The organism is Streptomyces sp. NPDC057474, from assembly GCF_042802555.1.
GTDB lineage: Bacteria > Actinomycetota > Actinomycetes > Streptomycetales > Streptomycetaceae > Streptomyces.
Map to the genome: position 1 here is coordinate 30,041 of NZ_JBHVDX010000043.1, position 23,094 is coordinate 53,134.

Annotated in this window: 23 protein-coding genes; 4 read left to right on the forward strand and 19 right to left on the reverse strand. The window is 65.0% G+C overall.

Annotation, left to right across the window (positions count from 1 at the left end; translation table 11 throughout):
- Positions 1-12: 12 nt before the first annotated feature.
- On the forward strand, positions 13-531 hold the full coding sequence (locus ACFU53_RS15410) for a toll/interleukin-1 receptor domain-containing protein (RefSeq protein WP_383991404.1): 519 nt from the start codon (positions 13-15) through the stop codon (positions 529-531).
- Between the two features lie 135 nt (positions 532-666).
- Here the strand turns inward: ACFU53_RS15410 and ACFU53_RS15415 are convergent, their stop codons facing one another.
- The 10 genes from ACFU53_RS15415 to ACFU53_RS15460 all read right to left on the reverse strand — a co-directional run bounded on the left by ACFU53_RS15415 (position 667) and on the right by ACFU53_RS15460 (position 13,114).
- Positions 667-2,439 carry an ABC-three component system protein gene (locus ACFU53_RS15415; RefSeq protein ID WP_383991346.1) on the reverse strand — a complete coding sequence of 591 codons (1,773 nt, stop codon included), beginning with the start codon at positions 2,437-2,439 and terminating at the stop codon, positions 667-669.
- Positions 2,417-2,683, reverse strand: coding sequence for an ABC-three component system middle component 6 (locus ACFU53_RS15420; RefSeq protein WP_383991349.1), 267 nt, complete (start codon positions 2,681-2,683; stop codon positions 2,417-2,419). The genes ACFU53_RS15415 and ACFU53_RS15420 overlap by 23 nt, the downstream gene beginning before the upstream one ends.
- Positions 2,680-3,627, reverse strand: a complete 948-nt coding sequence (locus ACFU53_RS15425; protein ID WP_383991352.1) for an ABC-three component system protein — start codon at positions 3,625-3,627, stop codon at positions 2,680-2,682. Before ACFU53_RS15425 ends, ACFU53_RS15420 begins: the two co-directional genes overlap by 4 nt.
- Before the next feature lie 95 nt (positions 3,628-3,722).
- Complete coding sequence (locus ACFU53_RS15430) at positions 3,723-4,484, reverse strand: M48 family metallopeptidase (RefSeq protein ID WP_383991355.1); 762 nt, start codon at positions 4,482-4,484, stop codon at positions 3,723-3,725.
- Between the two features lies 1 nt (position 4,485).
- Complete coding sequence (locus ACFU53_RS15435) at positions 4,486-7,803, reverse strand: type I restriction endonuclease subunit R (RefSeq protein WP_383991357.1); 3,318 nt, start codon at positions 7,801-7,803, stop codon at positions 4,486-4,488.
- A gap of 43 nt (positions 7,804-7,846) precedes the next feature.
- Positions 7,847-9,061, reverse strand: coding sequence for a restriction endonuclease subunit S (locus tag ACFU53_RS15440; RefSeq protein WP_383991360.1), 1,215 nt, complete (start codon positions 9,059-9,061; stop codon positions 7,847-7,849).
- The gene (locus tag ACFU53_RS15445) at positions 9,054-11,534 is read right to left on the reverse strand and encodes an N-6 DNA methylase (RefSeq protein WP_383991363.1); all 2,481 of its coding nucleotides are present in this window, start codon (positions 11,532-11,534) and stop codon (positions 9,054-9,056) included. Before ACFU53_RS15445 ends, ACFU53_RS15440 begins: the two co-directional genes overlap by 8 nt.
- Before the next feature lie 113 nt (positions 11,535-11,647).
- A complete protein-coding gene (locus tag ACFU53_RS15450) occupies positions 11,648-12,265 on the reverse strand; it encodes a restriction endonuclease subunit S (protein ID WP_383991407.1) in 618 nt (205 codons plus the stop codon).
- 71 nt (positions 12,266-12,336) lie between these two features.
- On the reverse strand, positions 12,337-12,684 hold the full coding sequence (locus ACFU53_RS15455) for a hypothetical protein (RefSeq protein WP_383991366.1): 348 nt from the start codon (positions 12,682-12,684) through the stop codon (positions 12,337-12,339).
- Positions 12,685-12,925: 241 nt separating this feature from the next.
- Positions 12,926-13,114 carry a hypothetical protein gene (locus ACFU53_RS15460; RefSeq protein ID WP_383991369.1) on the reverse strand — a complete coding sequence of 63 codons (189 nt, stop codon included), beginning with the start codon at positions 13,112-13,114 and terminating at the stop codon, positions 12,926-12,928.
- Between the two features lie 335 nt (positions 13,115-13,449).
- Here ACFU53_RS15460 and ACFU53_RS15465 point away from each other — a divergent pair, with 335 nt between their 5' ends.
- On the forward strand, positions 13,450-13,926 hold the full coding sequence (locus ACFU53_RS15465) for a type II toxin-antitoxin system PemK/MazF family toxin (protein ID WP_383991372.1): 477 nt from the start codon (positions 13,450-13,452) through the stop codon (positions 13,924-13,926).
- Positions 13,927-13,965: 39 nt separating this feature from the next.
- Here ACFU53_RS15465 and ACFU53_RS15470 read toward each other — a convergent pair whose 3' ends face one another.
- The 8 genes from ACFU53_RS15470 to clpS all read right to left on the reverse strand — a co-directional run bounded on the left by ACFU53_RS15470 (position 13,966) and on the right by clpS (position 20,084).
- Positions 13,966-14,916: a PLP-dependent cysteine synthase family protein gene (locus tag ACFU53_RS15470; RefSeq protein ID WP_383991375.1), complete on the reverse strand. Its 951-nt coding sequence runs from the start codon at positions 14,914-14,916 to the stop codon at positions 13,966-13,968.
- A gap of 6 nt (positions 14,917-14,922) precedes the next feature.
- Positions 14,923-15,201: a MoaD/ThiS family protein gene (locus tag ACFU53_RS15475; protein WP_383991378.1), complete on the reverse strand. Its 279-nt coding sequence runs from the start codon at positions 15,199-15,201 to the stop codon at positions 14,923-14,925.
- A 115-nt stretch (positions 15,202-15,316) separates the two neighbouring features.
- Complete coding sequence (locus ACFU53_RS15480; protein ID WP_309474684.1) at positions 15,317-15,412, reverse strand: putative leader peptide; 96 nt, start codon at positions 15,410-15,412, stop codon at positions 15,317-15,319.
- A gap of 168 nt (positions 15,413-15,580) precedes the next feature.
- Positions 15,581-16,645, reverse strand: a complete 1,065-nt coding sequence (locus tag ACFU53_RS15485; RefSeq protein ID WP_383991381.1) for a LacI family DNA-binding transcriptional regulator — start codon at positions 16,643-16,645, stop codon at positions 15,581-15,583.
- Between the two features lie 96 nt (positions 16,646-16,741).
- Positions 16,742-17,164 (reverse strand): Mov34/MPN/PAD-1 family protein, encoded by a 423-nt coding sequence (locus ACFU53_RS15490; protein ID WP_383991384.1) that lies wholly within the window; start codon positions 17,162-17,164, stop codon positions 16,742-16,744.
- 76 nt (positions 17,165-17,240) lie between these two features.
- A complete protein-coding gene (locus tag ACFU53_RS15495; RefSeq protein ID WP_383991387.1) occupies positions 17,241-18,686 on the reverse strand; it encodes an amino acid permease in 1,446 nt (481 codons plus the stop codon).
- Between the two features lie 466 nt (positions 18,687-19,152).
- Positions 19,153-19,755: a DUF2017 domain-containing protein gene (locus ACFU53_RS15500; RefSeq protein WP_383991390.1), complete on the reverse strand. Its 603-nt coding sequence runs from the start codon at positions 19,753-19,755 to the stop codon at positions 19,153-19,155.
- Between the two features lie 11 nt (positions 19,756-19,766).
- Positions 19,767-20,084 carry an ATP-dependent Clp protease adapter ClpS gene (gene clpS / locus ACFU53_RS15505; RefSeq protein WP_257564756.1) on the reverse strand — a complete coding sequence of 106 codons (318 nt, stop codon included), beginning with the start codon at positions 20,082-20,084 and terminating at the stop codon, positions 19,767-19,769.
- A gap of 122 nt (positions 20,085-20,206) precedes the next feature.
- On the opposite strand from clpS, the gene ACFU53_RS15510 reads away from it, so the two are divergent.
- Together ACFU53_RS15510 and ACFU53_RS15515 are read left to right on the forward strand one after the other, a co-directional pair.
- Positions 20,207-21,535, forward strand: a complete 1,329-nt coding sequence (locus ACFU53_RS15510; protein ID WP_383991393.1) for a nicotinate phosphoribosyltransferase — start codon at positions 20,207-20,209, stop codon at positions 21,533-21,535.
- Positions 21,536-21,828: 293 nt separating this feature from the next.
- A complete protein-coding gene (locus ACFU53_RS15515; protein WP_383991396.1) occupies positions 21,829-22,416 on the forward strand; it encodes an isochorismatase family protein in 588 nt (195 codons plus the stop codon).
- A 107-nt stretch (positions 22,417-22,523) separates the two neighbouring features.
- Here the strand turns inward: ACFU53_RS15515 and ACFU53_RS15520 are convergent, their stop codons facing one another.
- Positions 22,524-22,958: a hypothetical protein gene (locus ACFU53_RS15520; RefSeq protein ID WP_383991399.1), complete on the reverse strand. Its 435-nt coding sequence runs from the start codon at positions 22,956-22,958 to the stop codon at positions 22,524-22,526.
- Positions 22,959-23,094 lie beyond the last annotated feature (136 nt).

Consider the following 23,094-nt stretch of genomic DNA (forward strand, 5'->3'; position numbering starts at 1 on the left):
TGCGACGTCTGACTGGACGAATGGGAGATCCACCCGGGTGATTCCATCGTCGGCAAGGTCAACCAGGCCCTGGATCTCGTCGACACGGTGCTGCTGTTCTGGTCGAAGAACGCGGCGGAGTCCATGTGGGTGAACACCGAGATGGAGACCGCCCTCACACGCAAGCTCAGCGACAGCTCCGTACGCATCATCCCAAAACGTCTCGACGAGGCCCCTCTGCCTGCGCTTCTACGTCCACTGATGCACGTCTCCCTCGAAGACGGCGTCAACGTCAACGAGGCCGTGCGCAGAATCCTCGGTATCGGCTCGCAGACCGAGCTGATCAAGGCCATGCAACAGACAATCTGGGATGCCGGGATGCAGTTCCGGGACTTCGGCGGCATGGGAGCGATGATCGACTGCCCGAAGTGCGGCGCTCCGGCATCAGCCCTCGAGGGCACTCGCGAAGTGGACTACGAGCGAGACGACATTTACATGATCGTCAAGTGCACCAAGTGCGGATGGCAGGATGGCTGCGAGGACCTCTGGTAGCCGACCACTCTCCAGGCTTTGTGAGTGACGGAGCGCCAATCGCGGGCTAGTGGGCATGGGCCGTCAGCTTGAACAGCATCTCGGCCCCCCGGGAAAAGCTCAACGGGATCTGACTCCCGAAGTCCGCAGCCATCCCTACCGTTCGAACCGGAATCCGAAGAGCCCGCCCTCGTCGTAAGCATCCGTCAACAGTGGCTCTATGACGTAGGGCGTCGAATCGAAGCCGAGACTACGGGTCTGGGCGAGCTTGTCTTCGTTGATCGTGACGATGTATTGCATGCCTTCCGCCTCGGTAATATCCACTGCAGCTTCGAGCGCTCGCGTCACCTGTCGGTCGTCGACTCCATCAAAGATGTGACTGTCGTGGACCAGGAAGTCAGGAGCCCGACCCTCACGATGGCCGATTACGGCCATCGTGAGGTCGAAGCAGAAGATCGACATCTTGTTGATCCCCTGGCTCACATCACTGCTGATCTTTGGAGTGATCTTTAGGCTGCTCTTCCCGGCCTCGACCGAGAGGTAGGCCGGCCGATCGTTGCCGTACAACCTGCTGGCAAGCTCGTGGAACAAAACGGTTGCCTGACTGATCTGCTGCTGCCTCTCCCGTAGATCAGTATCGACTTCCCGAACGAGGTCGATGCGCGTCGCCTCAATTTCCCGGCTGCTCGCCTCCACCGTCTGAGCGACTTCCAATCGGTGCTGCAGCGCCCCGAGCTGAGCCTCTTCCTGAGCAAGGATCTTCTGCAGTGCCGTAAGACGGTCGAGCGCCCCACCTTCGCTGAGGTCCTTCAGCACAGCACTCAGCTCTGTGTCGAGTCGGGCCCGTTCGGATTTCCGGGCCTCGAGATTGCGGCGGGTCGCCTCGATCTCCTCGCCGAGGTACGTACGCCGGTTCCTTACCACCGCGGTGTGGAAGGCTCGTACGTCCTCGAACCGCCGTAGAGCTTGCCCAGGCAGTATGAGGCCCAGTTCGCCGTAGACCTGCTCCAGGTACTGCACCTCGGGATCGACTGCCTCGGCCACCGCCTTTTCGAGGTGGTCGAGATTGCGCCGGTCAATCACATCTTGCGTGCCAAGATCTTGGATCCGCCGACTCAGCTCGTCGGCGCGTTCCTTGAGCTCCTCGTACTGGGGAACGACGCGGAACGCGCCGATTTCTCTGTGGAGTTCATCGATCTTCGACTTCCGAACGGCAATCTCACCTCGAAGATCAGCCGTCTTGCCGATCACCTTGCCCCAGACGGGGTCGTCAACAGCCTTCTTCAGCTGGTCTCTCGTGGCCTTCTTCGCCGCGATGTCCTGGTACCGGGACGCAAGGGCGGAATCGAGGCCGAGCAAGTAGGCCAGATTCGGCGTCGACTTCGCTTCCGACTGGCGCGAGAAGCTACGCACAGCTTCATTGAAGCCATGGTCGCCAACGCGGCGGATGAGGAAGGAGAGCAGTGCTCGACCGCTGACCCCAGGGTGCTCCCCGGTGAGGCCGAAGAGCCCCTTCTCGATCAGCGCCTGCCACTCAGCGAGTGGAACCTTCTGGCCCTCATTGGTTCCAAACAGAGATGACCTGGATGAACCACTCAAATCTGGTTGGCCCAGGAGAGTCGGACGCAGCGTGACGTGCTTGACGTCAGTGCCGGACCGGCTGACGCTCAGCTCCTGGCTCAGGCCAGGCCAGTCCAAGCTGAGCGTGAAGGCCATCTGGCGCAGCTCTTTGCGGGCCGCCAGGTGCTTGTTGTCCGCTCGTGCGCCCAGCAGAAAGTGCAGCAGCTCGATCATGCTCGACTTACCTGAGCCGTTCCGGCTGTCGGTTGATCGAGAGCCTGCGGTGGCCTCCGCTACAACGAGGTTGAGGCCCGACTGGAAGGTGACCGTCTTGAACCGCTCACTGTCAGCGCTGAGCTGGCGCAGCATGGGCGGCCTTTCTGGTGAGGAGGTCGTCTCTCAGGTCAACTAGATCAAGGGCGTGCAGTAGGTCCAAGGCCAGAACGAACCAGCCAAAGGAGACAGGCGCCGGATGATCGTGTGCTCGCCGCCACTCGCGGAGACGGGCCCAAGACTGGCTGACGGTGAGGGGACGGTCTAACTGCATGATGATCTGGGCGCCGACAGCCAATAGCGCCCGGTCGGGAGCGATCCCCTTGGTTGGAGTGATCATGCTGCGCCTCCGTCCGCTACGTGCATCGGTCTCCAGCCCGGTGGGGGGACCTCGAAGATGTCACATTCGTCGAAGAAGTACGCAAGGACAGCCTTTGCAGCTTCATCACGGTCCCACCGCGGAGCCTCCTGGCCCAGCACGAAGCGTTGCATCTGCCAGAGGATCTCGTCCGTGTCGTCGCCATACTCGTGCCGCATCCGTCCGTAGTACGCCTGGAATCCGGCAGCTGTCTCGTCCCGCTCCATCTGGTCGAGCAGGTCTCGGTAGTACTGGTCAACGAGATGGACGTAGGGTCGACCGGCCTGGAGTACCGCCCGAGCCTGCTCCGAGAGGCCGTTGAAGTCGACCTTGTACGTGGTGGGCAACGGAACGGAGGCGGCAGGAACACGCTGACGCCCCTCGGAGAGGTGCTTCAACAGCGGCTCGATCTCGGCGAGCCCGATGCTGTAGACGACCCGCTCCACGGGGATCGTCTCCCCGAGCAGGCTCTCCATCTGTAAGCGATCAAGATACATCGCTTCGTTCCAGAGCTTCTGGGGTCCCATCTGCTGGAAAGTGATGCGAGGGAACCTCTGACCAGCGTCCATGAGCAGCCCCGATATGACGGGGTGGATGCCTCCGCGCTGGTCGTTGTGGACAAAGACGAAGGTGTCGAACTGCTCCGGACGCTGGATGATGGCGCTCTCCACGTCGCCGTGAAACTTACCCTTGACGGAAAACACGTCAAAGGTCTCTGGCGCGTAGCAGGCGTACAGCGTTCGGCACGACGTTCGCAGGCCGTCTCCGCCAAGGTCACCGATACTGCCGGCGGTCCGGATCGGGACGTAGTCGCCGTGGCGTAGCTCCATCAGGAGATGGAAGAGCTTCTCGAACTCGTTGCCCGAACTGCCCGCGACCATCGTCCGGAACTTGCTGTGTGCGTACTGCCTTTGGTGCGGGAGCACCGGCGCCTCCCCCGTGCTGTTCTCTCTCCACGCACCGTAACGGCTAACCAGCACACTGAGTAGCCCGTTTCCCAGACAACTCATGGCTGAGCAGCCTACTTTGAGGAACTCACAGGTTCCGGGAGCCACAGGAGCGCGCCAAACTGATCAAGCTGCTCTCTCCTCTCGCGATAGTCCGGAAGGGCCCGGCCGACGAGGCTCCAGAACTCTGGCGAGTGGTCACGCTTGTGCAGGTGGGCAAGCTCATGCACCAGGACGTAGTCGATCAACCTCGGAGGAAGCTGCATGGCGGCCCAGTGGATATTGACTCCACCCTCTCGATTGCATGAGCCCCACCGGTAGCCGAGGCGGCGTACTGCAATGTTCTGGAATGGCGCGCGCATCCGCTGTGCCCAGGGCTCCGCGCGGGCCGGCAACCAGACGTTCCCCCGGCGGCGGTACCAGGTGATGAGCTCATCCTGGGCGTGATCCAGACAGTCTCGCCGCAGGAGCAGCCGTCCACGCACCAAGCCCACAGGCACGGGAGTCTCATCCATGATCTTCAGTCGGTAGCTACGGCCGAGGTAGTGGAAGCCTTCTCCCGTGACGAACTCTTTGTCCGGACGCAGCGCCGCTTCCTCTGTCCGTTCGTCGAGCTTGTCGTAAATCCATCGTCGCCGACTCCGCACCACCGCGATCAGCCGAGCAGTGTCCAATCCAGCCGGGACAGTCGCGGTGATTCGTGCGTCGCGCTCTACCGTCAGCTTCACACCGCCACGGTCCGGTACGACAACGACATCAATCTCCAGGCGGCCGACCTGCAGCGGGCCCGAGCGAACCGGGCCCAGCTGCTCCTTCACCACCGCGACCGCAGCCACTTCAGCTACTCCTCTGAAGGGAATGGCGGTGGTGGCCGAGGATGTCGAGCAAGCTGTCAGCGAGGTGGTCGACCTGCGAGGGGTCCGCCGCCCCGAGATCGATCACGAGACGGAAGACGGCCGCACGCAGGTCTCCCTGGGCCACGGGGTTGGACCAGAAGTTCTTCTTACGCACGTGCTTCACCGCCTCATCTTCGATCTTCTCTGCCACAAGGACGAGACGGTCATGAACCTCCTGCGCCAGGACGCCGTCTGTGATCGTCTCAGACGCCATCTCACCGTAAAGCGCCCGCTCCAGCGGAGTCAGCGCCGCCAGTCTCTGATCCCCATGGTTGCTGGTTCCCTCATGGACAGCGATGACCTTGCTGGTTAGATCTTTGAAGAGCAGTACTTGCTGGTCCCACTGGTCAGCGTAGTCCCGCAGGATCTCTTCCAACCGCTCCCGTAGCTTGGTGTACTCGGCGGGGTCCTCTCCAAGGTGCACCTCGATGTGGCGGCGGATGGCGTGCTCCATCGTCGACGCTTGAGCTTGGGCGCCGGGCAGCGCCTCGACCTTGTCGCGGAAGTCGCCCGCCGCGAGCTGCCGCGGCGGTATGACCTGCTTCACCCCGAGAGCGGTGATGTGCTGGTCGATGAGTTCGCGGACCTTCTCGCCGTAGAGGGACGCGTCGAAGTCACCAGCGTCCTGATAGCGGGATCGCGCCCATGTGCCGATGTGCGCATAAAGCCGGGCATCGGCGAGGTAATCTTTCACCTCCTGCCGCGGCATCACTGTCTCAACGGTGGTGAGGAACTTCCGCAGCGCGCTGTCGAACTGGCTGCGGCGCTCGTCGTCCTCGAGGAGCTGGACACACTCCTCGATCGTCTGCCTGTCGCCGGCCGGGGTGACACCATGCTCTGCGAACAGCATCTGCAGGCGGTTGCGTCGCGGCTCCAGTCTGGCGATCTCGGAGCTGAAGTCGGCGGGTGCGCCTTCGGCGTCTTCGGCAGCGTAAGCGTCCATGGCCGCCTGGAGGTGCTTGGAGATGCCCGCATAGTCCACGACGAATCCGGCGGCCTTGCCGTCAAAGGTTCGGTTGACCCGGGCGATGGCTTGGAGCAGATCTGCTTCCTTGATCCGCCGGTCCAGGTACATGACCTGCTCGATCGGAGCGTCGAAGCCGGTCAGCAACATGGTACGAACGATGAGGAATGCGACGGGCTTTTCCCCAGGGGCTGGCTCGTCGGGGAATGCCTTGAGGAATCGTTCGACGACGTCCTCGTGTGCTTTCTCATCGGTCCACTGGGCCGTGTCCTCTTTGTCGTTGTTGTCGCTAGAGATCACCGGCACGAAATCGATGGCTCTGAGCAGCGCCATCTGTCTGTGCGCGGCAACCGCGATGGCTTGCTTGGCGGTGAGTCGCTCGGCGGGTTTTTCCAAGAGTACCGGCGACAGCTTCTCGGCCTCGGCGACCAGTTCGTTCCGTGCTTGAAGCAACGCGTCCCGGTACCGTACGGCGACCTTGCGAGAGTAGGCGACGACCTGGCCCTTGAAGCCGTTCGGCATCACGTTGGAGACGTAGTGGGCCATCATGTCCCGGGCCTTCTTCAGGATCAGGCTGTCGGCACTCAGTACGTCGCTGGTCGTGGCGTACCGCTGCTGGAGCTTGTCGTATTCCTCGTCGGTCAGTTCGGGGAAGTACGAGGCGAACGCGTCATCGAGATCCTCGGCGTCCGCTATCGCGGCCTTGGCGATCCTGCCCTCGTAGATGATCGGGACGATCGCCCCGTCTTCCTCAGCGTCGGCGAGCCGGTACTGATCGATGAACGTGCCGAAGATGTCCGTAGTGCGGTTCTTCGCGCGCATGATGATCGGCGTCCCCGTGAAGCCAATCCGAACGGCGTTCGGAAGAGATTCCATGAGGTTTTGGTGCAGCTTCGAGCCATGGGAACGGTGGGCCTCATCCACCAAAATCAACACCGACTCACTGTCGTTGAGTTGCCCCCAGCCGACCGCCCGGTCGTGGGTGAGGGCGTCCGCGTCAGCGGCCTGCCTCACCTTGGCGGCATCCACCTGCTTTTGGAGCATGATGAAGGCCAGGCCAGCGCCTCGCTTGCGCAGAGTGGCCGGCACACCTGCCGAGCGCTTCACCACGTCAGGCTTCTCGCCGGTGAGTACCGCGGTCTTCGACAGCTGGGTCTGCAACTGCGTCCGGTCCGTGACCAGCACGATCTTGAACTGGCTCAGCCCAGGCGTCGACCTCATCTTGCGCACCAGGAACACCATGGTCAGCGACTTTCCGGACCCCTGGGTGTGCCAGACAATCCCACCCCGGCGGTCGTCCTTGCCGTCCTGTTGCTTGGTCTTGCCGGTCAGTAGGCGCCGCACGGCGCGGTTCACAGCCCGGTACTGCTGATAGCGGGGGGCGATCTTTACCCGGCGGGTACCGCCCCCGTCAGTGGCAACGTCCATGAAAATGACGAAGTTCTTGACGATGTCGAGCAGCTGGGCCGGTCGCAATACGCCAGCAGCAAGGATCTCCTGTGCCCAAAGGGCGTCTTTGCTCTTGCCGCGCTCAGAGGCAAGTTCCGCCTTGGACAAGGGGTAAGGATCACGCCACACGGAGTAGTGATCGGCGTGCGAGGTGTACGTGCCGAGCATGGCCTTGTCACCCGTGGTCGCCACGGTGAGCTGGACCGTCCGGAAGAGCGGTTCGCTGCCCTCTCTGTGCGTCTTGGCGCCGCGCTGGTTGGCGTAGCGGCGCAACTGGTCGATCGCCGTGGAGAGAGAACCGCCGTGCATGGCAGGTTTCTTGCACTCGATGACCACGAGTGGGATGCCGTTGACGAACAGCACCAGATCCGGAACAACGGACTTCTGACCCGACGTCCCGGGCACGTCCATACGGAACTGAGAGACGACGAGGAAGTCGTTCCGCTCCGGGTGCGTCCAGTCGACGTACTGCACACGCTGGTCGCGGCCGCTGTCCCAGCCAGGCAGTCCATCGACAGTGGTACCGGTCACGAGGAGGTCGGTCGAGACCGTATTAGCGTCCAGCAGGGTGGTCGAGGAGAGTCGCGTCAGTGCACTAACTGCCTGCGAAATGCGTTCCTTGTCCAGCCACTCGCTACCGCGCGCGTCAAGATTCAGCTGCCGAAGCTTGCGCCGCAGGAGTCGTTCCAGAACCGGCTCCGCGAAGGACCCCCGGAGCGATGCCCCCGGATCCTTCGGCTCCACGGCACCGGGCGTGCTTCCACGCTCGTGTCGCCACCCCATCGCCACAAGCTGCGCGATGAGCGGCTCCTCGACGAGTACATACTCCAACCCCGACTCCGACACGATGCTCTCCGTCCCCCCCTGCGCGTCACCTGATCAAACGAGGCTACCGCTCAGCGCTGACAGGCACCCGTACACGCCCAGACAACAAATCATTCACCAGCGCCTGTTTCAACGAAACATATTTACCTTCAATTTCCCTCTCTTTCCCCAGCTCTGCATCAAAAGATTCCAGGTGGGTTGAAATCTTGCGCTGCTCACCCACCGCTGGAACCGGAATTTTAATTCCCCCAACCATGGATGCATTAAGGTTCGTCTGGTGTGATCCGTGACCGATCCCGCGAATATCCTCATATTTATCCTCTAGGGAGTAATAAAGATACGCAGAGTCAAGACTCGCAGGGTCGGGGACGATAGCGGCGGCCGCCTGATTCGTCGTTGCATCAACCCCCAAGATCGCACATCTTCCTCGCGTCGCGCCTTCGCCATACATAGCGATCAAGACCGACCCCTTGGGGAAGATCCGAAGTCCTGTTTCAGTTACGGCGACAGGTGTCACTCTCTCCCGCGTATCAGTAATCACGGAATAGTTAATCTCGGATGTCGTCACCCACGGCACAGTTCCCGATTTCCAGTAGTCATCTCGTGCGCGCGAGGGTGTGCTTCCAGACCGAATTGTAGAAATCTCACTCAAGGGCACCTTGCCGTACCCTCCTTCTCGCACAAGACGCCTCAGGAGATGGCGCCGCACGATGCGACGTTTTTCAATGACGCGTCGCATCGTAGCGATCTGGCTATCAATCTCGTCAAGAATCTCAACGACTCGCCGTTGCTCTCCCAGCCCAGGAATATTCAGCTTTAGCGAAAAGAAGTCTTCTACTTTAACATTGAGGAGTCCATGATTCCGGACACCCTCCTGGGCGATATCAAGGATCACATCATTCAAGATCCCTGACTCAAAGTAATGCAACAAGAAATTTGGATCAACCAGGCCGCGATCCACGCGAAAGCAGATATAGAGAGGCGAGACCACTCCGGAGTCATAAAGCTCGAGCTTTCGCACCACTCCGGCCGGATACCCGGCGGAGTAGCTCTTATTGTAGGCGAAGTCTCCCCGCTCAATCCGGAAGTACTGTGAAAGATCCGCGCTAGCTACTTGCCGATTGAAGAAGCCTTCTTGACTCACAAGACCGTGTCTGGCTGAGATTGTCAGGACATTCCGGTTATCGCCAAGGTTTCGCTGCGTGATACGCGACGCGATATTACCAAGACTGCAAGTAATCCATTGTTCCGCCTCAGCAGGGACCGTCTGCTCACGCATAACCCAGCTCCTTCAGAAACTTCGCCAGTCGCTCAGCAGCAACGTCACGTTGCCGCTCTAGACTCACGAGCGTCATCGCGTACTTGCTACCCCAACCTCGGTATGCGGCGACCAGTTCCCGGCGACCTGTTGCCACAAAGCGATCCATTCTTGCCCGCAGGTCGTCGTCCAAGAAGGACAAAACTGTCTGCTGTGCTTCCTCCGCCGAGAGCCTCGCTGCCGCCTTCTTCAATTCGTCGACGAAGACGGACCGTAGTTCCTTCACCCTTGCCTTTGCGGTCTTCAAATCGGCCCTAAGCTTCCGGATCTCCGCCGCGCTAAGGATCTCTTCCGGATCCTGTCCTTGCCCGTCGCCCTCGTCATCGCCAGTGACGGCCTTCTTCGGCGTACCGGCCTTGATCTTGACGTCCAGCTCGGCGACCAACTCCTCCGCCGCCTCCAGTTGCTCCACATATTCGGGGATCAAAGCGGGCACCAGCCGGTGGCTCCTCGCCTTGCGCTGGTCGGCTCGCAGCCGCGTCAACGTCTTGCTATCGGCGTCTTCCGGTTCCTCGAAGGCCGACTCGATGTTGGCCACCCAGCGCTCGATGACTCCTTGGAATCCTTGTCCAATCAGGCTTTTGAGGTCGTACTGAACCTCAAACCACCAGGCCGCGATCACACCGGAGAGCTGGAAGCGGTTGAGTACACCCACAGGCAGTAGATCCCGGGTGAAGGTCGTCAGCAGCTCCTCACGCGTCCTCGTCAGTTCGCCGCTCTTGTCCGACACGAGATCAGATTCCCTCCCCAGAGCTACAAGGTGCTTCGCATGCGCATCCCACCATTCGTCGTATACCTCCGCGAGCTTGCGCTCGTATGGCGCAGCCAGCGCTGGGATACCTATGGCGGTCGCTTCAAATCCCGCATCAGGGAAGTCATAGTATTCAGCATCCCGCTCCTTGAAGAGCTTCGCCGCATCAATGCCGTATGCCTTGAACAGTTCGGCCTTGGCCGCAACCTCTGCCTTCGGCACACCACCATGCAAGTGTGCCCGTACGTCCTGTGGTTCGGGCGGCGGGGTGTTGTCGACGTATCGGCGGATGTTGAGGTTGTAGCCGTTGTCCTTCAGTTCCGTGAATGGGACTACTCGCGCAAAGCCGTCAATGTTCTTCCGTTCCCGGAAGGCGGTGACGATTTTCTCGTCGTGCTGCGGGTCGACGGTGTTCTGGGCGCGCCCCGCCGTGAACTCGCGGTCGGCGTTGATGAAGAGCACACCGTCCTGCTTGTCGTCAGGCAGGCCGTCTGAACCGCGCAAAACCAGGATGCAGGCAGGGATACCTGTGCCGTAGAAGATGTTCGGGCCGACGCCGATCACCGCTTCGAGGCGTCGCTTCTCGACCATCTGCTCCCGGATCTTGGCTTCTTCACCGCCTCGGAAGAGCACGCCATGTGGCATGACGGAAGCCGCGACGCCATCTGGCTCCAGCACTGTCAGTACGTGCTGGATGAACATCAGGTCAGCCTTCTTGCCCGACTCCGGTGCCCAACCATAGGACATGCGCTCGGGGTGGGGCATGCCCTTGCGCTTGTAGTTCTGAGCGAAGGGGGGGTTGGTGAGGACGCGGTCGAAGCGGAGTAGTTCGCCCTGCGCATCCTCATGTTTGGGATCGGCGAGGGTGTCACCGTGCGCGATGCCTTCACCAGTCATGCCATGAAGGAGCATGTTCATCCGGGCCATAGCCCAGGCGCTCCCGTTCTCCTCCTGCCCGTACACCGCGAGCGTTGAAGCGTCCTGGCCGTGCTCCTCAACGTACTCCTTGGCGAGGATCAGCATGCCACCGGAGCCGCAGCACGGGTCATAAACCGACTGGCCCTCCTGGGGCTCCACAAGGCGAACCATCATGCGGATCACAGAGCGAGGCGTATAGAACTGTCCGCCCTTCTTGCCGCCCTCATCGGCGAACTCTCCGATGAGGTACTCGTAAGCGTGGCCGAGCAGGTCGGGGAACTCGAAGTCCTCGTTGCGTAGCTGGTAACGACCGAAATGGTCAATCAGGTCCCGCACTGCAGTAGCACTGAGCGGGGAGTTCCCGACCTTGCGAGTGAAGTCGATGTGGTCCAATACACCACCGAGGGCGAGCGAGTTGTGGTCCTCCAGCTCGCCAAGTGCCTTGTTAAGCAGATCACCTGGGCTCGCCTCGCGGGCGTGGTCAGCGATGTAGGACCAGCGAGCGCGCTCGGGCACGAAGAACTGATTGCTGGGGTAGTACCCCTTCGCCTCAGCTACCGTCTTCGCCCGGCTTTGGGAGTCGCCGGCGCGCAGCCGTTGCTCGATGACTTGGGCGCGGACGACATCAAACTGATCGGAGGCGCGCTTCAAGAAGAGCATCCCGAAGATGTACTCCTGGTATTGCGCCGCATCCATCTTGCCCCGCAGGATGTCCGCCGCCGCGAAAAGGTGCCGTTCCAACTGGGGCAGGGTCAATCGCGCCACCCGCGCCTACCTTTCATAGATCGAGCCACATGACCCGAAGGCTGTCGGCCTAAGGATCGTGTGCTCTACGTCGTCTCATCTGTCTTACCGCATCGCCCTGACAACAACGGGACTTATACTCCCGTAGATGGACCGTCGAATGCGTCACTGAGCAAGTCTGTCAGCAGACCCAGCTGAAATGCTTCGTACTTGGCAATCAGCCGTCTCTGCGCGCTGATCTGGGCACCGGCATTCTTCATCGCGCTGACGACTACTCGCTGCCGTTCGAGATCTGGCAAGAAGACCATAGTTGTAGCCAGCGTCCGGGACGTGAGGGTCTCGACAGCCTGCCCACGATTCGCCTGCGAGGTGATCCACTCATGGATCAGCGGATGCCCAAGGTAGTGGAGGAGATACTCAGGCAAGATCGCGCCTGTCCGGGGCCTGATCCTCAGACAAGCGGCACCGAACAGCCAGCTAGCTTCGGTCGGGCCGACTACGGCCCGGCGCCCCAGCGCTCCCTGCCGCACGTAGATCATGTCACCTTGCTGCAGCTGGAAACGCGCAAGGTTGGCTGCGGTCCCTGGGGGGACTCGCTTGATATTGCGTGCATCAACGCTGTGTTCGGTAGTGAGGTCTGACGCCGAGACTACGGGAACGCCATCGTTGGCAGTGGAAAGGCCCTCCAACTGCTGCCCTGACGGACCGGAAATGATCTCGCACAGGTCGGCCAGCTGTTGCGTTTGCGGCATGGTCACGTCAGCTCTCCTCCCGCTAGGCCGGACGACTCCGCAAGCAGAGCAATGAAGGCTGGGCGATTGGACTAGCCACCGACGATCTCGCGGATCTGGCGGAGCTGTTCCTGAGCCCCCGCGTCACCGATGCTACGCAGAGCCTCATCGCCCTTTGGTGTGGGGCTAAGCACCGCCTTGACGACGTCGGCGATCGGACTCCCAACGAGGTACAGGCGGACCTGATCGTGCTGGCTGGAAGGCAGCTCTCCAGGGAAGTGGCCCATGCCGTGCGATTCCAGACTGCGCGAGATGGCCTCGCGAACCTGAATGCCCAGGCGGCCAGCGCCTTCAATGTCGCGCAGGATACCCATCGCGACAGTTCGCAGCCCCTTGCTTGCCGTGAGCGACTCGCGAAGTTCCTCGTAGTTGACGTCCACCCCTACCCCCTCCGCATGCCTTCAAGGCACAGGAATACCGTGGCGGCGGGGGGACCCGGCCTCTCGCGCGCCTCGTCTGAACTCGGCAGCACGTTAGTACCGCCGCTCTCAATGGTGCAACTTCATAGGGCCCTATGAAGGCGACTGCAGTCGGCGGCGAGGTGAGCACCTTCCACCTCTGGTCACACCAATTGGGTGGCAAAGTGACCTCCGTGATGACCCACCATGGAGGACGCGACGCTCAGTCCCTGAGATAGGGCCGGTGCCAGTAACGTTCGCTGAGGACCTTGGTCCGCTCTGCGGCGAGCCGTTCCCGCCTGTCGTCAGGCAGCTCGTCCAGGGGGCGGAGACTCTCGGTGATCTTTACGACCTCCTGCGGGTCGCGCCGGACGGGCAGACCGAGGTAATGGGCGATGGTCCGGAGAGTCATCGTGATCAGCTTCTCTTCTCGGAGTCTATTCCAGTGTTCGCCCCGCGCCGGGCATCCAGCCGAGGGCACTTCGAGGGCACATCGGTGCGGGAAACGCCGCGAAACCGTGAGATCCGCTGAGAGGCGTTTTCGCACGTCAGCGGCCCTTTTCCGGCATCCACGCAGCTCACAAAGGTGCCCAAATCAGTTGTGGGCGAACTCACCTGTGGTGTCACCGGTTCGGCTGGTCATGGGGCCGTTGAGGCGCGCGTGGGCCGGGGTGAGGTGGTGTCGAAGAGCGCGGGAGCGTGCGACAGGGCGGGCGTGGCGCAGTGTGCGCCGGTACCGTCGTGGCTATGGACACGTCCTGGTGGTTGGCGCTCGCGGCGGTGGTGTTGCTGGCGCTGGTCGCGACGGTCGTCGACGGGTGGGGGCGGTCGCGTCGGCCGCCGCGGCGATCGGGGCGGCCTGGTGGGCGGACGAGGCCGCCGGGGCGTTCCGAGCGTGCGCGCGGGCCGGTGCCGGGGCCCCGGCCCGCCGAGATCTGGTGGGCGAGTGTCCCCTTCGAGGACGGGCCCGGTGGCAAGGACCGGCCCTGTCTCGTCCTGGCCGTGCGGGGGGATCGTGCTCGCGTCGCCAAGATCACCAGCCGGTACCGCGACGAACGGCCCGGGGTCATCCCGCTGCCGCCGGGTACCGTCGGTGACGGTCGGGGGCGGCCCAGCTTTCTGGAGACGGGTGAGCTGCGTGACGTCCCGGTCCGGGACTTCCGCCGCAAGGCGGGCGTGGCGGACCCGATCCTCTGGGACCAGGTCCGCCACCTGTCGAACTGACGGGACTTTTTCGCCCCCGCCGAAAGAACCCGCCTGCCCCTACGCCCAGAGCTGGCCCTGCAGTGTTTCGATGGCCTCTTCTGTCGTCGCTGCCGTGTAGACGCCCGTGGAGAGGTACTTCCAGCCGCCGTCGGCCACGACGAAGACGATGTCGGCCGACTCGCCGGACTTCACCGCCTTGTTGCCGACCCCGATCGCGGCGTGCAGCGCGGCCCCCGTGGAGACGCCCGCGAAGATGCCCTCCTGTTGGAGCAGCTCGCGGGTGCGGGTCACCGCGTCGGCGGAGCCGACGGAGAAGCGGGTGGTGAGGACGGACGCGTCGTAGAGCTCGGGGACGAAGCCCTCGTCGAGGTTGCGGAGGCCGTAGACGAGGTCGTCGTAGCGGGGCTCCGCGGCGACGATCTTGACGTCCGGCTTCTGCTCGCGCAGGAAGCGGCCGACGCCCATCAGGGTTCCGGTGGTGCCGAGACCGGCGACGAAGTGGGTGATGGAGGGGAGGTCCGCGAGGATCTCGGGACCCGTCGTCGCGTAGTGGGCGCCCGCGTTGTCGGGGTTGCCGTACTGGTAGAGCATCACCCAGTCGGGGTGCTCGGCGGACAGCTCCTTGGCGACGCGTACGGCCGTGTTGGAGCCGCCTGCCGCCGGGGACGGGATGATCTCGGCGCCCCACATGTTGAGCAGGTCACGCCGTTCCTGGGAGGTGTTCTCGGGCATGACGCAGACCATGCGGTAGCCCTTGAGCTTCGCCGCCATGGCCAGGGAGATGCCCGTGTTGCCCGAGGTGGGCTCCAGGATCGTGCAGCCGGGCGTCAGACGGCCGTCCTTCTCCGCCTGTTCGATCATGTGCAGGGCGGGACGGTCCTTGACCGAACCCGTCGGATTGCGGTCCTCCAGCTTCGCCCAGATGCGGACGTCGGCGGACGGCGACAGCCGCGGCAGGCACACCAGAGGGGTGTTGCCCACCGCGGCCAGCGGGGAGTCGTAGCGCATGGGTGATCAGGCCATGCCGCCGGCCACCGCCGGCAGGATGGTCACGTTGTCGCCGTCGGACAGCTTGGTGTTGATGCCCTCCAGGAAGCGGACGTCCTCGTCGTTCAGATACACGTTGACGAAGCGGCGCAGTTCACCGCCGTCCACGATGCGGGCGTGGATGCCCGCGTGACGGCTTTCGAGATCGGTGAACAGGTCGGCGAGGGTGGCACCGGCTCCCTCCACCGCCTTCTGACCGTCGGTGTACTGGCGGAGGATGGTGGGGATGCGGACCTCGATGGCCATGGTGTGCGGCTCCTGTCGGGAGTGGTCGGGTCGAAGGGCGCGCGGCAGCGCGGAGTGCGTGGTCACACAGGTTGTGGCGCCGCGGCTCACGGCCGTACGGCGGCAGGGGTCGGCGTCAACAGATGGCGCTGGCAAGCCTGCACAGGTCGACGTGCAGCCGCGCCACGAGCAGTGCGCCCGGCGTCTTCTCGCTCACGTCGTCAAGAACCATGCGCTCATCGTATCGATTCCCGGTCCGGGTCCCGGAAGGTGATCCCACATGTCGGACGGATTCGGGCCGGGGAGTGAGACCGCGCACCTCGGCGGCGGGTCGTGCGGGCCGCGGCGGCACGTGCGGGGCGACCGCCGCGGCACAGTCGGACAGAGGCCCGCAGAGCGTTCAGGCCGATTCCCGTACGACCAGCCGTGTGGGCGTGACCACCGACGACAGCGGGCCGGCCGCCGCCGCCCCGGGGCCCGGCGGGTCTTCCGTGCGGCTGAAGAGCAGCCGGGCCATCAGCCGGCCCATCCCCTCGATGTCCTGGTGGACGGTGGTCAGCGGCGGGTCGGTGTGCTCGGCGATGGGCGCGAGGTCGTCGAAGCCGACGACGGCCACGTCGTCCGGTACCCGGCGCCCGCGCTCGCGCAGCACCTGGAGCGCGCCGGAGGCCATGAGGTCGGAGGCGACGAAGACGGCGTCCAGGTCGGGGCAGCGGTCGAGGAGCGCGGCCATGGCGTCGACACCGCCCTGCCGGGTGTAGTCGGAGTGTTCGACCAGGAGGGGCGAGGCGTCCGGCAGGACGTCCCGGTAGCCGTCGAGGCGGTCGAAGGCGGAGGCCTCCCGGTCGACCGGGCCGGTGATCGTCGCGACGCGTTCCCGGCCCAGCGAGACCAGATGGCGGACGGCCTCGCGGGCCCCGCCCCGGTTGTCGGCGTCGACGTACACGTGGTCGTGTACGGGCTCGCCCTCGCGGACCAGCGGCCGGCCGCCGAAGACGGCGGGCAGGCCGAGCTTGTCGATCATGCCGGGCAGCGGGTCGTCGGAGCGCAGGGAGAAGAGCAGGGCGCCGTCGACATGGCCGCCGCCCAGGAAGTCGCCGACGCGCGGGTACTCCTCGGGCTCCTCCAGGAAGAGCAGGACGGGCTGGGCGCCGTGGGCGACCAGTTCCTTGCGGATGCCGCGGAGGTGGAGGTCGAAGAAGGGGTCGATGAAGAGCCGGTTCTGCGGCTGGCTCGCGACGACGGCGATGGCGTTGTTACGGCGGGTGACCAGCTGGCGGGCGGCGGAGTTCGGCACGTAGCCCAGTTCGGCGATGACCTCCCGGACCCGTTCGACGACCGCCGCGCGCACCTTGTCCTCGCCGTTGATCACCCGCGACACGGTGGACTTGGACACCCCCGAGCCGCGTGCGACGTCGTCGAGTGTGGGGCGCCGGCTGTGCGGTCGTCGCGTCTGTTGTGTCAACACCGTCTCCGTCGCGGGCTGTTGTGTGCGTGCGCGTGCGTACGAACACCGTAGCCGCGAATTCCGCTCACCGTCGGTTCAGTACTCACCGTCGATTCAGTAAGCGTCGACGATCTCCACTTCCTCCTCGGCCACCTCGCCCTCGACGATCTTGAAGGAGCGGAACTGGAACTCGCCGAGGCCGTCGGTGTCGGCGGTCGAGACGAGGACGTAGTGGGCGCCGGGCTCGTTGGCGTAGGAGATGTCGGTGCGGGAGGGGCGGGCCTCGGTGGCGGTGTGGGAGTGGTAGATGACCACGGGCTCCTCGTCGCGGTCGTCCATCTCGCGGTAGAGCTTGAGCAGGTCGCCCGAGTCGAACTCGTAGAACGTGGGCGACATGGCCGCGTTCAGCATCGGGATGAAGCGCTCGGGGCGGTCCGAACCCTCCGGTCCCGCGATGACGCCGCACGCCTCGTCGGGGTGGTCCTTGCGCGCGTGGGCGACGATCTGGTCGACGAGGGCCTGGGTGATGGTCAGCATGCTGGCCAGGATAAACAGAGGGGCTGTTCCGTACCGAGGGGTGGTACGGAACAGCCCGCATGCTGAGCGAAAGGCCTCAGCCGACCTTCTCGAACTCCGTCTCGCGGCGGTCCGTGACCTCCGGGCGGCGGGACTTCAGTACGGCCCAGCCGATGCCGAGGGCCGCCGCCCAGCCGGCCATGACGTAGAGGCTGACGCGGGCCTCGTGGTCGTAGGCGATGAGGCAGGTGACGAAGAGCAGGAAGACGATGGCGATCCAGCTGCCCACCGAGCCGCCCGGTGCCGGGAAGGAGGAGGCGGGCAGTCGGCCGGCGTCGACCGCGCGACGGTAGCGGACGTGGCTGAACAGGATCATCAGCCAGGTCCAGATACCGGCGCCGGTGGCGACGGAGACGACGTAACCGAAGGCCTTCTCCGGGACGATGTAGTTCAGGACCACGCCGATGCCCATGAAGAGCACGGACACGGCGATGGCGAAGGCCGGCGTCTTGGTGACCGACAGCTTGTTGAAGGCCTTGGGTGCCTCACCGCTGTCGGCCAGGGTGCGCAGCATGCGGCCCGTCGAGTACATGCCGGAGTTGCAGGAGGACAGGGCCGCCGTCAGGACCACGAAGTTGACGATCGCGGCGCCCGCCGGGATGCCGATCTTCGCGAACGCCGCGACGAAGGGGCTGACCCCGGGCGCGAACTCGGTCCACTTCACCACGCACAGGATGACGGTGAGGGCACCGACGTAGAACAGGCCGATGCGCCAGGGCAGGGTGTTGATCGCCTTGGGGAGGGTCTTCTCCGGGTTCTCGGACTCGCCGGCCGTGACGCCGACCAGCTCGACGGCGAGGTACGCGAACATCACGCCCTGCAAGGTCATCAGGGAGGAGCCGATGCCCTTGGGGAAGAAGCCGTCGAAGGCCCAGAGGTTCGACACCGCTGCCGTGTCACCGGCGGCGCTGAAGCCGAAGGTGAGGACGCCGAGGCCGATCACGATCATGCCGATGAGGGCGGTGACCTTGATCATCGAGAACCAGAACTCGATCTCGCCGAACAGCTTCACCGAGATCAGGTTGGCCACGAACAGGACGACCAGGAAGACCAGGGCCGTCACCCACTGCGGGACGGACGGGAACCAGTAGTTGATGTAGATCGCGGCGGCGGTCAGCTCCGCCATGCCGGTCACGACCCACAGCAGCCAGTACGTCCAGCCGGTGAAATAGCCGAAGAACGGGCCGAGGAACTCGCGGGAGTACTCCGCGAAGGAGCCCGAGACGGGGCGGTAGAGCAGCAGCTCGCCGAGCGCCCGCATGATGAAGAAGATGATGACGCCGGCGACGGCGTACATCAGGATGAGGCTCGGTCCCGCCTTGGCGATGTTCGTGCCGGCGTTGAGGAAGAGGCCGACGCCGATGGCGCCGCCGATCGCGATCATCTGGACCTGGCGGCTGCCGAGCCCGCGCTCGTACCCCTCTTCGGGTGCGTCGCCACGCACGGCTTCGTCGCCGTTCTTGTTGACCTGAGCGGAGGTCATGTGTTGTGCGCCTTTCTCCACGCTGGCCGATCCGCGCCGTTCGTCGACCCCGGATCGGGTTCCGATCCCCCCCGGATGAGATGGAGCTGAGCGGGCTTCGCGGGCCCGCTCGTTGCCTGGTCGGCGATGGCCGACTCGGTGGCGCACCCGGCGGGACAAGGGTGGTGTCCGTCGGGCGTCGTGAAGATTTATCACGGTCGCCATATTGATCCACTGGCCGCTTTGTGGCGTACAACACAGGAAGAAGCGGACAAAGAACACCCGCGAGGGCATCCCTCGCGGGCGCGGTGACGCGATCGTTATCCGGATTTGAGTGTCCTCTGAGCGAACGCGAAGCGTCCGTGGAGGAAACATGGAGCGAACGTGCGGCGGGTGTGCGGCGGGTGTGCGGCAGTCGTGCGGCGGACATGGAGAGGCCGGAAGGGAACGCCGGATTCCGGCCTCACGGCATCACGGCATCACGGCATCACGGCATCAGCGTCGTGACGAGCGAGTCCTGAAGGCCGCCCAGCCAGAGGTAGGCCATCACCATCGGCTTGCGGGGGTCCTCGTCCGGGAGGCGGTAGAGGAGGTCGGTGTCCTCCTCGTCGATGACGTCGAGCCGGGAGCCGATGGCGAGACGCAGGTCGTTGAGGCAGCCGAGCCACTGCCGGGAGTTGTCCGCCGACAGTTTCAGCACGGCGCCGCCCTCACCGGTCGCCGCCAGCGCGTCCAGGGAGTGGATCACCGCGAGGGCCTTCTCGCGCTTGCCGGTCCGCAGATCGTTCTCGGTGAAGCGGCGGAACTCCGAGGAGTGCGCCCGCTGCTCCTCCGCCTCCCGGGCCGTCGGGGTGCCCTCGGGATCGCTGTAGGCGTCCGGGAACAGCCGCAGCAGGACGGGGTCCTTGGGCGGCTCGCTCGGGCCCTCGGCGAAGAGTTCGGCGAGCGGGTCGTCGCCGGCGTCCTCGGCGGGGCCCGGGCCGATCAGCTCCAGGAGCTGCACCGCCAGCGAGCGGATGATGGAGATCTCGACCTCGTCGAGGGCGACGGCCGCGCCGCCGCCGGGGAGCGATTCGAATTGTCCTGGCATCAGGTGCGTCGCTACTTCCGGTCCTGCTGGAGGGTGGCCCACAGACCGTAGCCGTGCATGGCCTGTACGTCGCGTTCCATCTCCTCGCGTGTTCCGCTGGAGACGACCGCGCGGCCCTTGTGGTGGACGTCGAGCATGAGCTTGGTGGCTTTGTCCTTCGAGTACCCGAAGTACGACTGGAAGACATACGTCACATAGCTCATGAGGTTGACCGGGTCGTTGTGGACGATGGTCAGCCACGGTACGTCGGGCTCGGGTACGGCGAAGACCTCCTCCGCCGACTCGGTCTTCTCGATCTCGATGGGTGCGGCTGCCGTCACACGGCCCATGCTGCCACCACAGGGGGGTGTCCGCACAAATGCAGCCCCGCGACCAGGGTCCGTCAAAAACGATTGCCAAACGATCGCCCAGAAATCGTCAGATTGACGAGATGGGAGTACGATCCCTTGCCATGAACACAGCGGACCTTGGTTTGCCGGTCGACGTCCCCTCGACCGCGCTCTTCACGGACCACTACGAACTCACGATGCTGCAGGCCGCGTTGAAGGCGGGTACGGCCGAGCGGCGTTCGGTGTTCGAGGTCTTCACACGGCGGTTGCCGGAGGGACGTAGGTACGGCGTGGTGGCCGGCACCGGGCGGGTGCTGGACGCCGTGGAGAACTTCCGTTTCGACCCGGGCGTCCTCGGCTTCCTGCGCGAGCGCTCCATCGTCAACGCGGAGACCCTCGACTGGCTCGCCGGCTACCGCTTCAGCGGAGACGTGTGGGGCTACCAGGAGGGCGAGGTGTACTTCCCGGGCTCGCCGATCATTCGGGTCGAGGGCACCTTCGCCGAGTGCGTCCTCCTGGAGACCGTGATCCTTTCCATCCTCAACCACGACTCGGCGATCGCGGCCGCAGCCTCCCGGATGTCGAGCGCCGCCGGGGGGCGCCCGCTGATCGAGATGGGCGCCCGGCGCACGCACGAGCTGGCCGCCGTGGCCGCCTCGCGCGCGGCGTACGTCGGCGGCTTCACCTCCACCTCGGACCTGGCCGCCGGCTTCCGCTACGGCATCCCGACGGTCGGCACCAGCGCCCACGCCTTCACCCTGCTCCACGACCGCGAGCGGGACGCCTTCCAGGCCCAGGTGGACTCGCTGGGCCGGAACACCACGCTGCTCGTCGACACGTACGACGTCGCCGAGGCCGTACGGACCGCCGTGGAGATCGCCGGGCCCCAGCTCGGCGCCGTGCGCATCGACTCCGGTGATCTGCTCCTCGTCGCCCACCGGGTGCGGCAGCAGCTGGACGAGCTGGGCGCGACCGACACGCGGATCATCGTGACCTCGGACCTCGACGAGTACGCCATCGCCTCGCTGGCGGCGGCGCCGGTGGACGCGTACGGCGTCGGAACGCAGCTGGTGACCGGCTCCGGCCACCCCACCTGCTCGATGGTCTACAAACTCGTCGCACGGGCGGAGTCCGCGGACCCCACGGACCCGCTGGTGCCCGTGGCGAAGAAGTCCAGCGGCGGGAAGACGTCCGTGGGGGGCCGCAAGTGGGCGGCCCGGCGGCTGGACGAGCACGGCGTCGCCGAGGCCGAGGTCGTCGGCACCGGGCCCGTTCCCGAGGCGCTCCAGGACCGGCAGCTCCTGGTCCAGCTGATCGAGGACGGCCGGGTCCTCTCCCGGGAGCCGCTGGACGTCGTACGCGAGCGGCATACGGCCGTACTGGCGAAGCTGCCGCTGTCGGCCACGCAGCTGTCGCGCGGGGAAGCGGTCATTCCGACGGAATACGTCTGAGGGCGCTCGGGTGAGTGCGGGGCGCAGAGCGGGGGCACGCCGGGGGGTGGGCCGGAGTGAACGTGTCCGGCTGCTCTGCCGCGAGCCCCCGAGCGCCCGCGCGTTCGGCCTGTGCTCCGGTCCGCGCACCGACCGAGCGCCGGATGCCCCCTCCCGAACGGCCCTCGAAGTCTCTAGGCTCGGAAGTTCGTAGTTTCGAAGTCCAGCGTTTCGTGGCTCAGCGTTTCGCAGTGCAGCAGCTCGGCCGATCCCACCCACCCCGAAGAACCGAAGAGTCTAAGGACACCGACACCATGCGCCGCGCCTTGATCGTCGTCGATGTACAGAACGACTTCTGCGAAGGGGGCAGCCTCGCGGTGGCCGGCGGTGCCGATGTGGCCGCCGCCGTCACCGAGCTGATCGGCCAGGCGGCCGGCCCCGGCTACCAGCACGTGGTGGCCACCCGCGACCACCACATCGCGCCCGGTGGCCACTTCTCCGACAACCCCGACTACGTCCACTCCTGGCCCGCCCACTGTGTCGCCGGCACGGAGGGGGTCGGGTTCCACCCCAACTTCGCGCCCGCGGTCGCCTCCGGGGCGGTCGACGCCGTCTTCGACAAGGGGGCGTACTCCGCGGCCTACAGCGGATTCGAGGGCGCCGACGAGAACGGCGTGCCCCTCGCGGACTGGCTCCGCGCCCGCGACATCACCGAGATCGACGTCGTCGGCATCGCCACGGACCACTGCGTACGCGCCACCGCCCTGGACGCCGCGCGAGAGGGCTTCCGCACCCAGGTGTTGCTGGACCTGACCGCCGGGGTGTCCGAGGAGACCACCGGGCGGGCGTTGGAGGAGCTTCGCGAGGCGGGCGTCGAGTTGTCGGGCAAGCCGGTGGTGTAGGCCTCCTGGGGGCGTGCGAGCGCGGGTTGCGGCAGCTCGGCGCCGCCGGAATCCACCGGGTGCCGATCACCGCTGCGGCGGAAATGGGGGCCGGAGGACGTTGGGGGTCACACCCGTACCGTCGGCCTCCTCAGCAGCGCTCTGATCGGGTGCCACAGCTCCGGTGTCGTGGAGGCCGTGCAGGCCGGTGAGGTGCGCCATATGAGGCCGTCGGGGTGGTGGAGGACGGCGGTGATCTCGTCCGGGGTCGGGGGCGCCGCGTTGCCGCGGAGGTAGATCGCTCGCATGCCCAGGTTGCGGAGCCGGGTGAGGGCCCGGGCCCGGTTCGCGGCGAGGACGAGGACACGTACGGACCCGTCTCCCGGCACGGCCCCGGCCGGCACGCCGGCCATGCCCCCGGGCCGGGCGCCGGGCACCGCGCCGGGCGCCGCCGGAACACCGGACACAGCCCCGGGCAGCGGGCGCCTCGGCGTCGCCCCCGGCAGGTTCAGGGCGACGACGACATTGCCGTCCGGCAGTTTGCAGAAACCTCCTGCGGCCATGCAGGTCACACCCCCGTGCGCGTCAGTGTCAATAAGAAGGCCACACCACGCACCTAAACACGTCCGGGCGCGCCCCCCCACCGGGGTCGCGGCCGAACAAGCTCTGACCTGCGGAAAAGCTGGTTAATTAACCCCG

Bases quoted from the DNA above. Each gene is read 5' to 3' on its own strand.
- ACFU53_RS15520 (WP_383991399.1), bottom strand. From the start codon at position 22,958: ATGGCCGCAGGAGGTTTCTGCAAACTGCCGGACGGCAATGTCGTCGTC.
- clpS (WP_257564756.1), bottom strand. From the start codon at position 20,084: ATGGGCCGTGTGACGGCAGCCGCACCCATCGAGATCGAGAAGACCGAG.
- ACFU53_RS15465 (WP_383991372.1), top strand. From the start codon at position 13,450: ATGGACACGTCCTGGTGGTTGGCGCTCGCGGCGGTGGTGTTGCTGGCG.
- ACFU53_RS15470 (WP_383991375.1), bottom strand. From the start codon at position 14,916: ATGCGCTACGACTCCCCGCTGGCCGCGGTGGGCAACACCCCTCTGGTG.
- ACFU53_RS15440 (WP_383991360.1), bottom strand. From the start codon at position 9,061: ATGCGTGAGCAGACGGTCCCTGCTGAGGCGGAACAATGGATTACTTGC.
- ACFU53_RS15490 (WP_383991384.1), bottom strand. From the start codon at position 17,164: ATGCTGACCATCACCCAGGCCCTCGTCGACCAGATCGTCGCCCACGCG.
- ACFU53_RS15415 (WP_383991346.1), bottom strand. From the start codon at position 2,439: ATGCTGCGCCAGCTCAGCGCTGACAGTGAGCGGTTCAAGACGGTCACC.
- ACFU53_RS15500 (WP_383991390.1), bottom strand. From the start codon at position 19,755: ATGCCAGGACAATTCGAATCGCTCCCCGGCGGCGGCGCGGCCGTCGCC.
- ACFU53_RS15480 (WP_309474684.1), bottom strand. From the start codon at position 15,412: ATGGTTCTTGACGACGTGAGCGAGAAGACGCCGGGCGCACTGCTCGTG.
- ACFU53_RS15515 (WP_383991396.1), top strand. From the start codon at position 21,829: ATGCGCCGCGCCTTGATCGTCGTCGATGTACAGAACGACTTCTGCGAA.
- ACFU53_RS15510 (WP_383991393.1), top strand. From the start codon at position 20,207: ATGAACACAGCGGACCTTGGTTTGCCGGTCGACGTCCCCTCGACCGCG.
- ACFU53_RS15495 (WP_383991387.1), bottom strand. From the start codon at position 18,686: ATGACCTCCGCTCAGGTCAACAAGAACGGCGACGAAGCCGTGCGTGGC.
- ACFU53_RS15460 (WP_383991369.1), bottom strand. From the start codon at position 13,114: ATGACTCTCCGGACCATCGCCCATTACCTCGGTCTGCCCGTCCGGCGC.
- ACFU53_RS15420 (WP_383991349.1), bottom strand. From the start codon at position 2,683: ATGATCACTCCAACCAAGGGGATCGCTCCCGACCGGGCGCTATTGGCT.
- ACFU53_RS15475 (WP_383991378.1), bottom strand. From the start codon at position 15,201: ATGGCCATCGAGGTCCGCATCCCCACCATCCTCCGCCAGTACACCGAC.
- ACFU53_RS15450 (WP_383991407.1), bottom strand. From the start codon at position 12,265: ATGCCGCAAACGCAACAGCTGGCCGACCTGTGCGAGATCATTTCCGGT.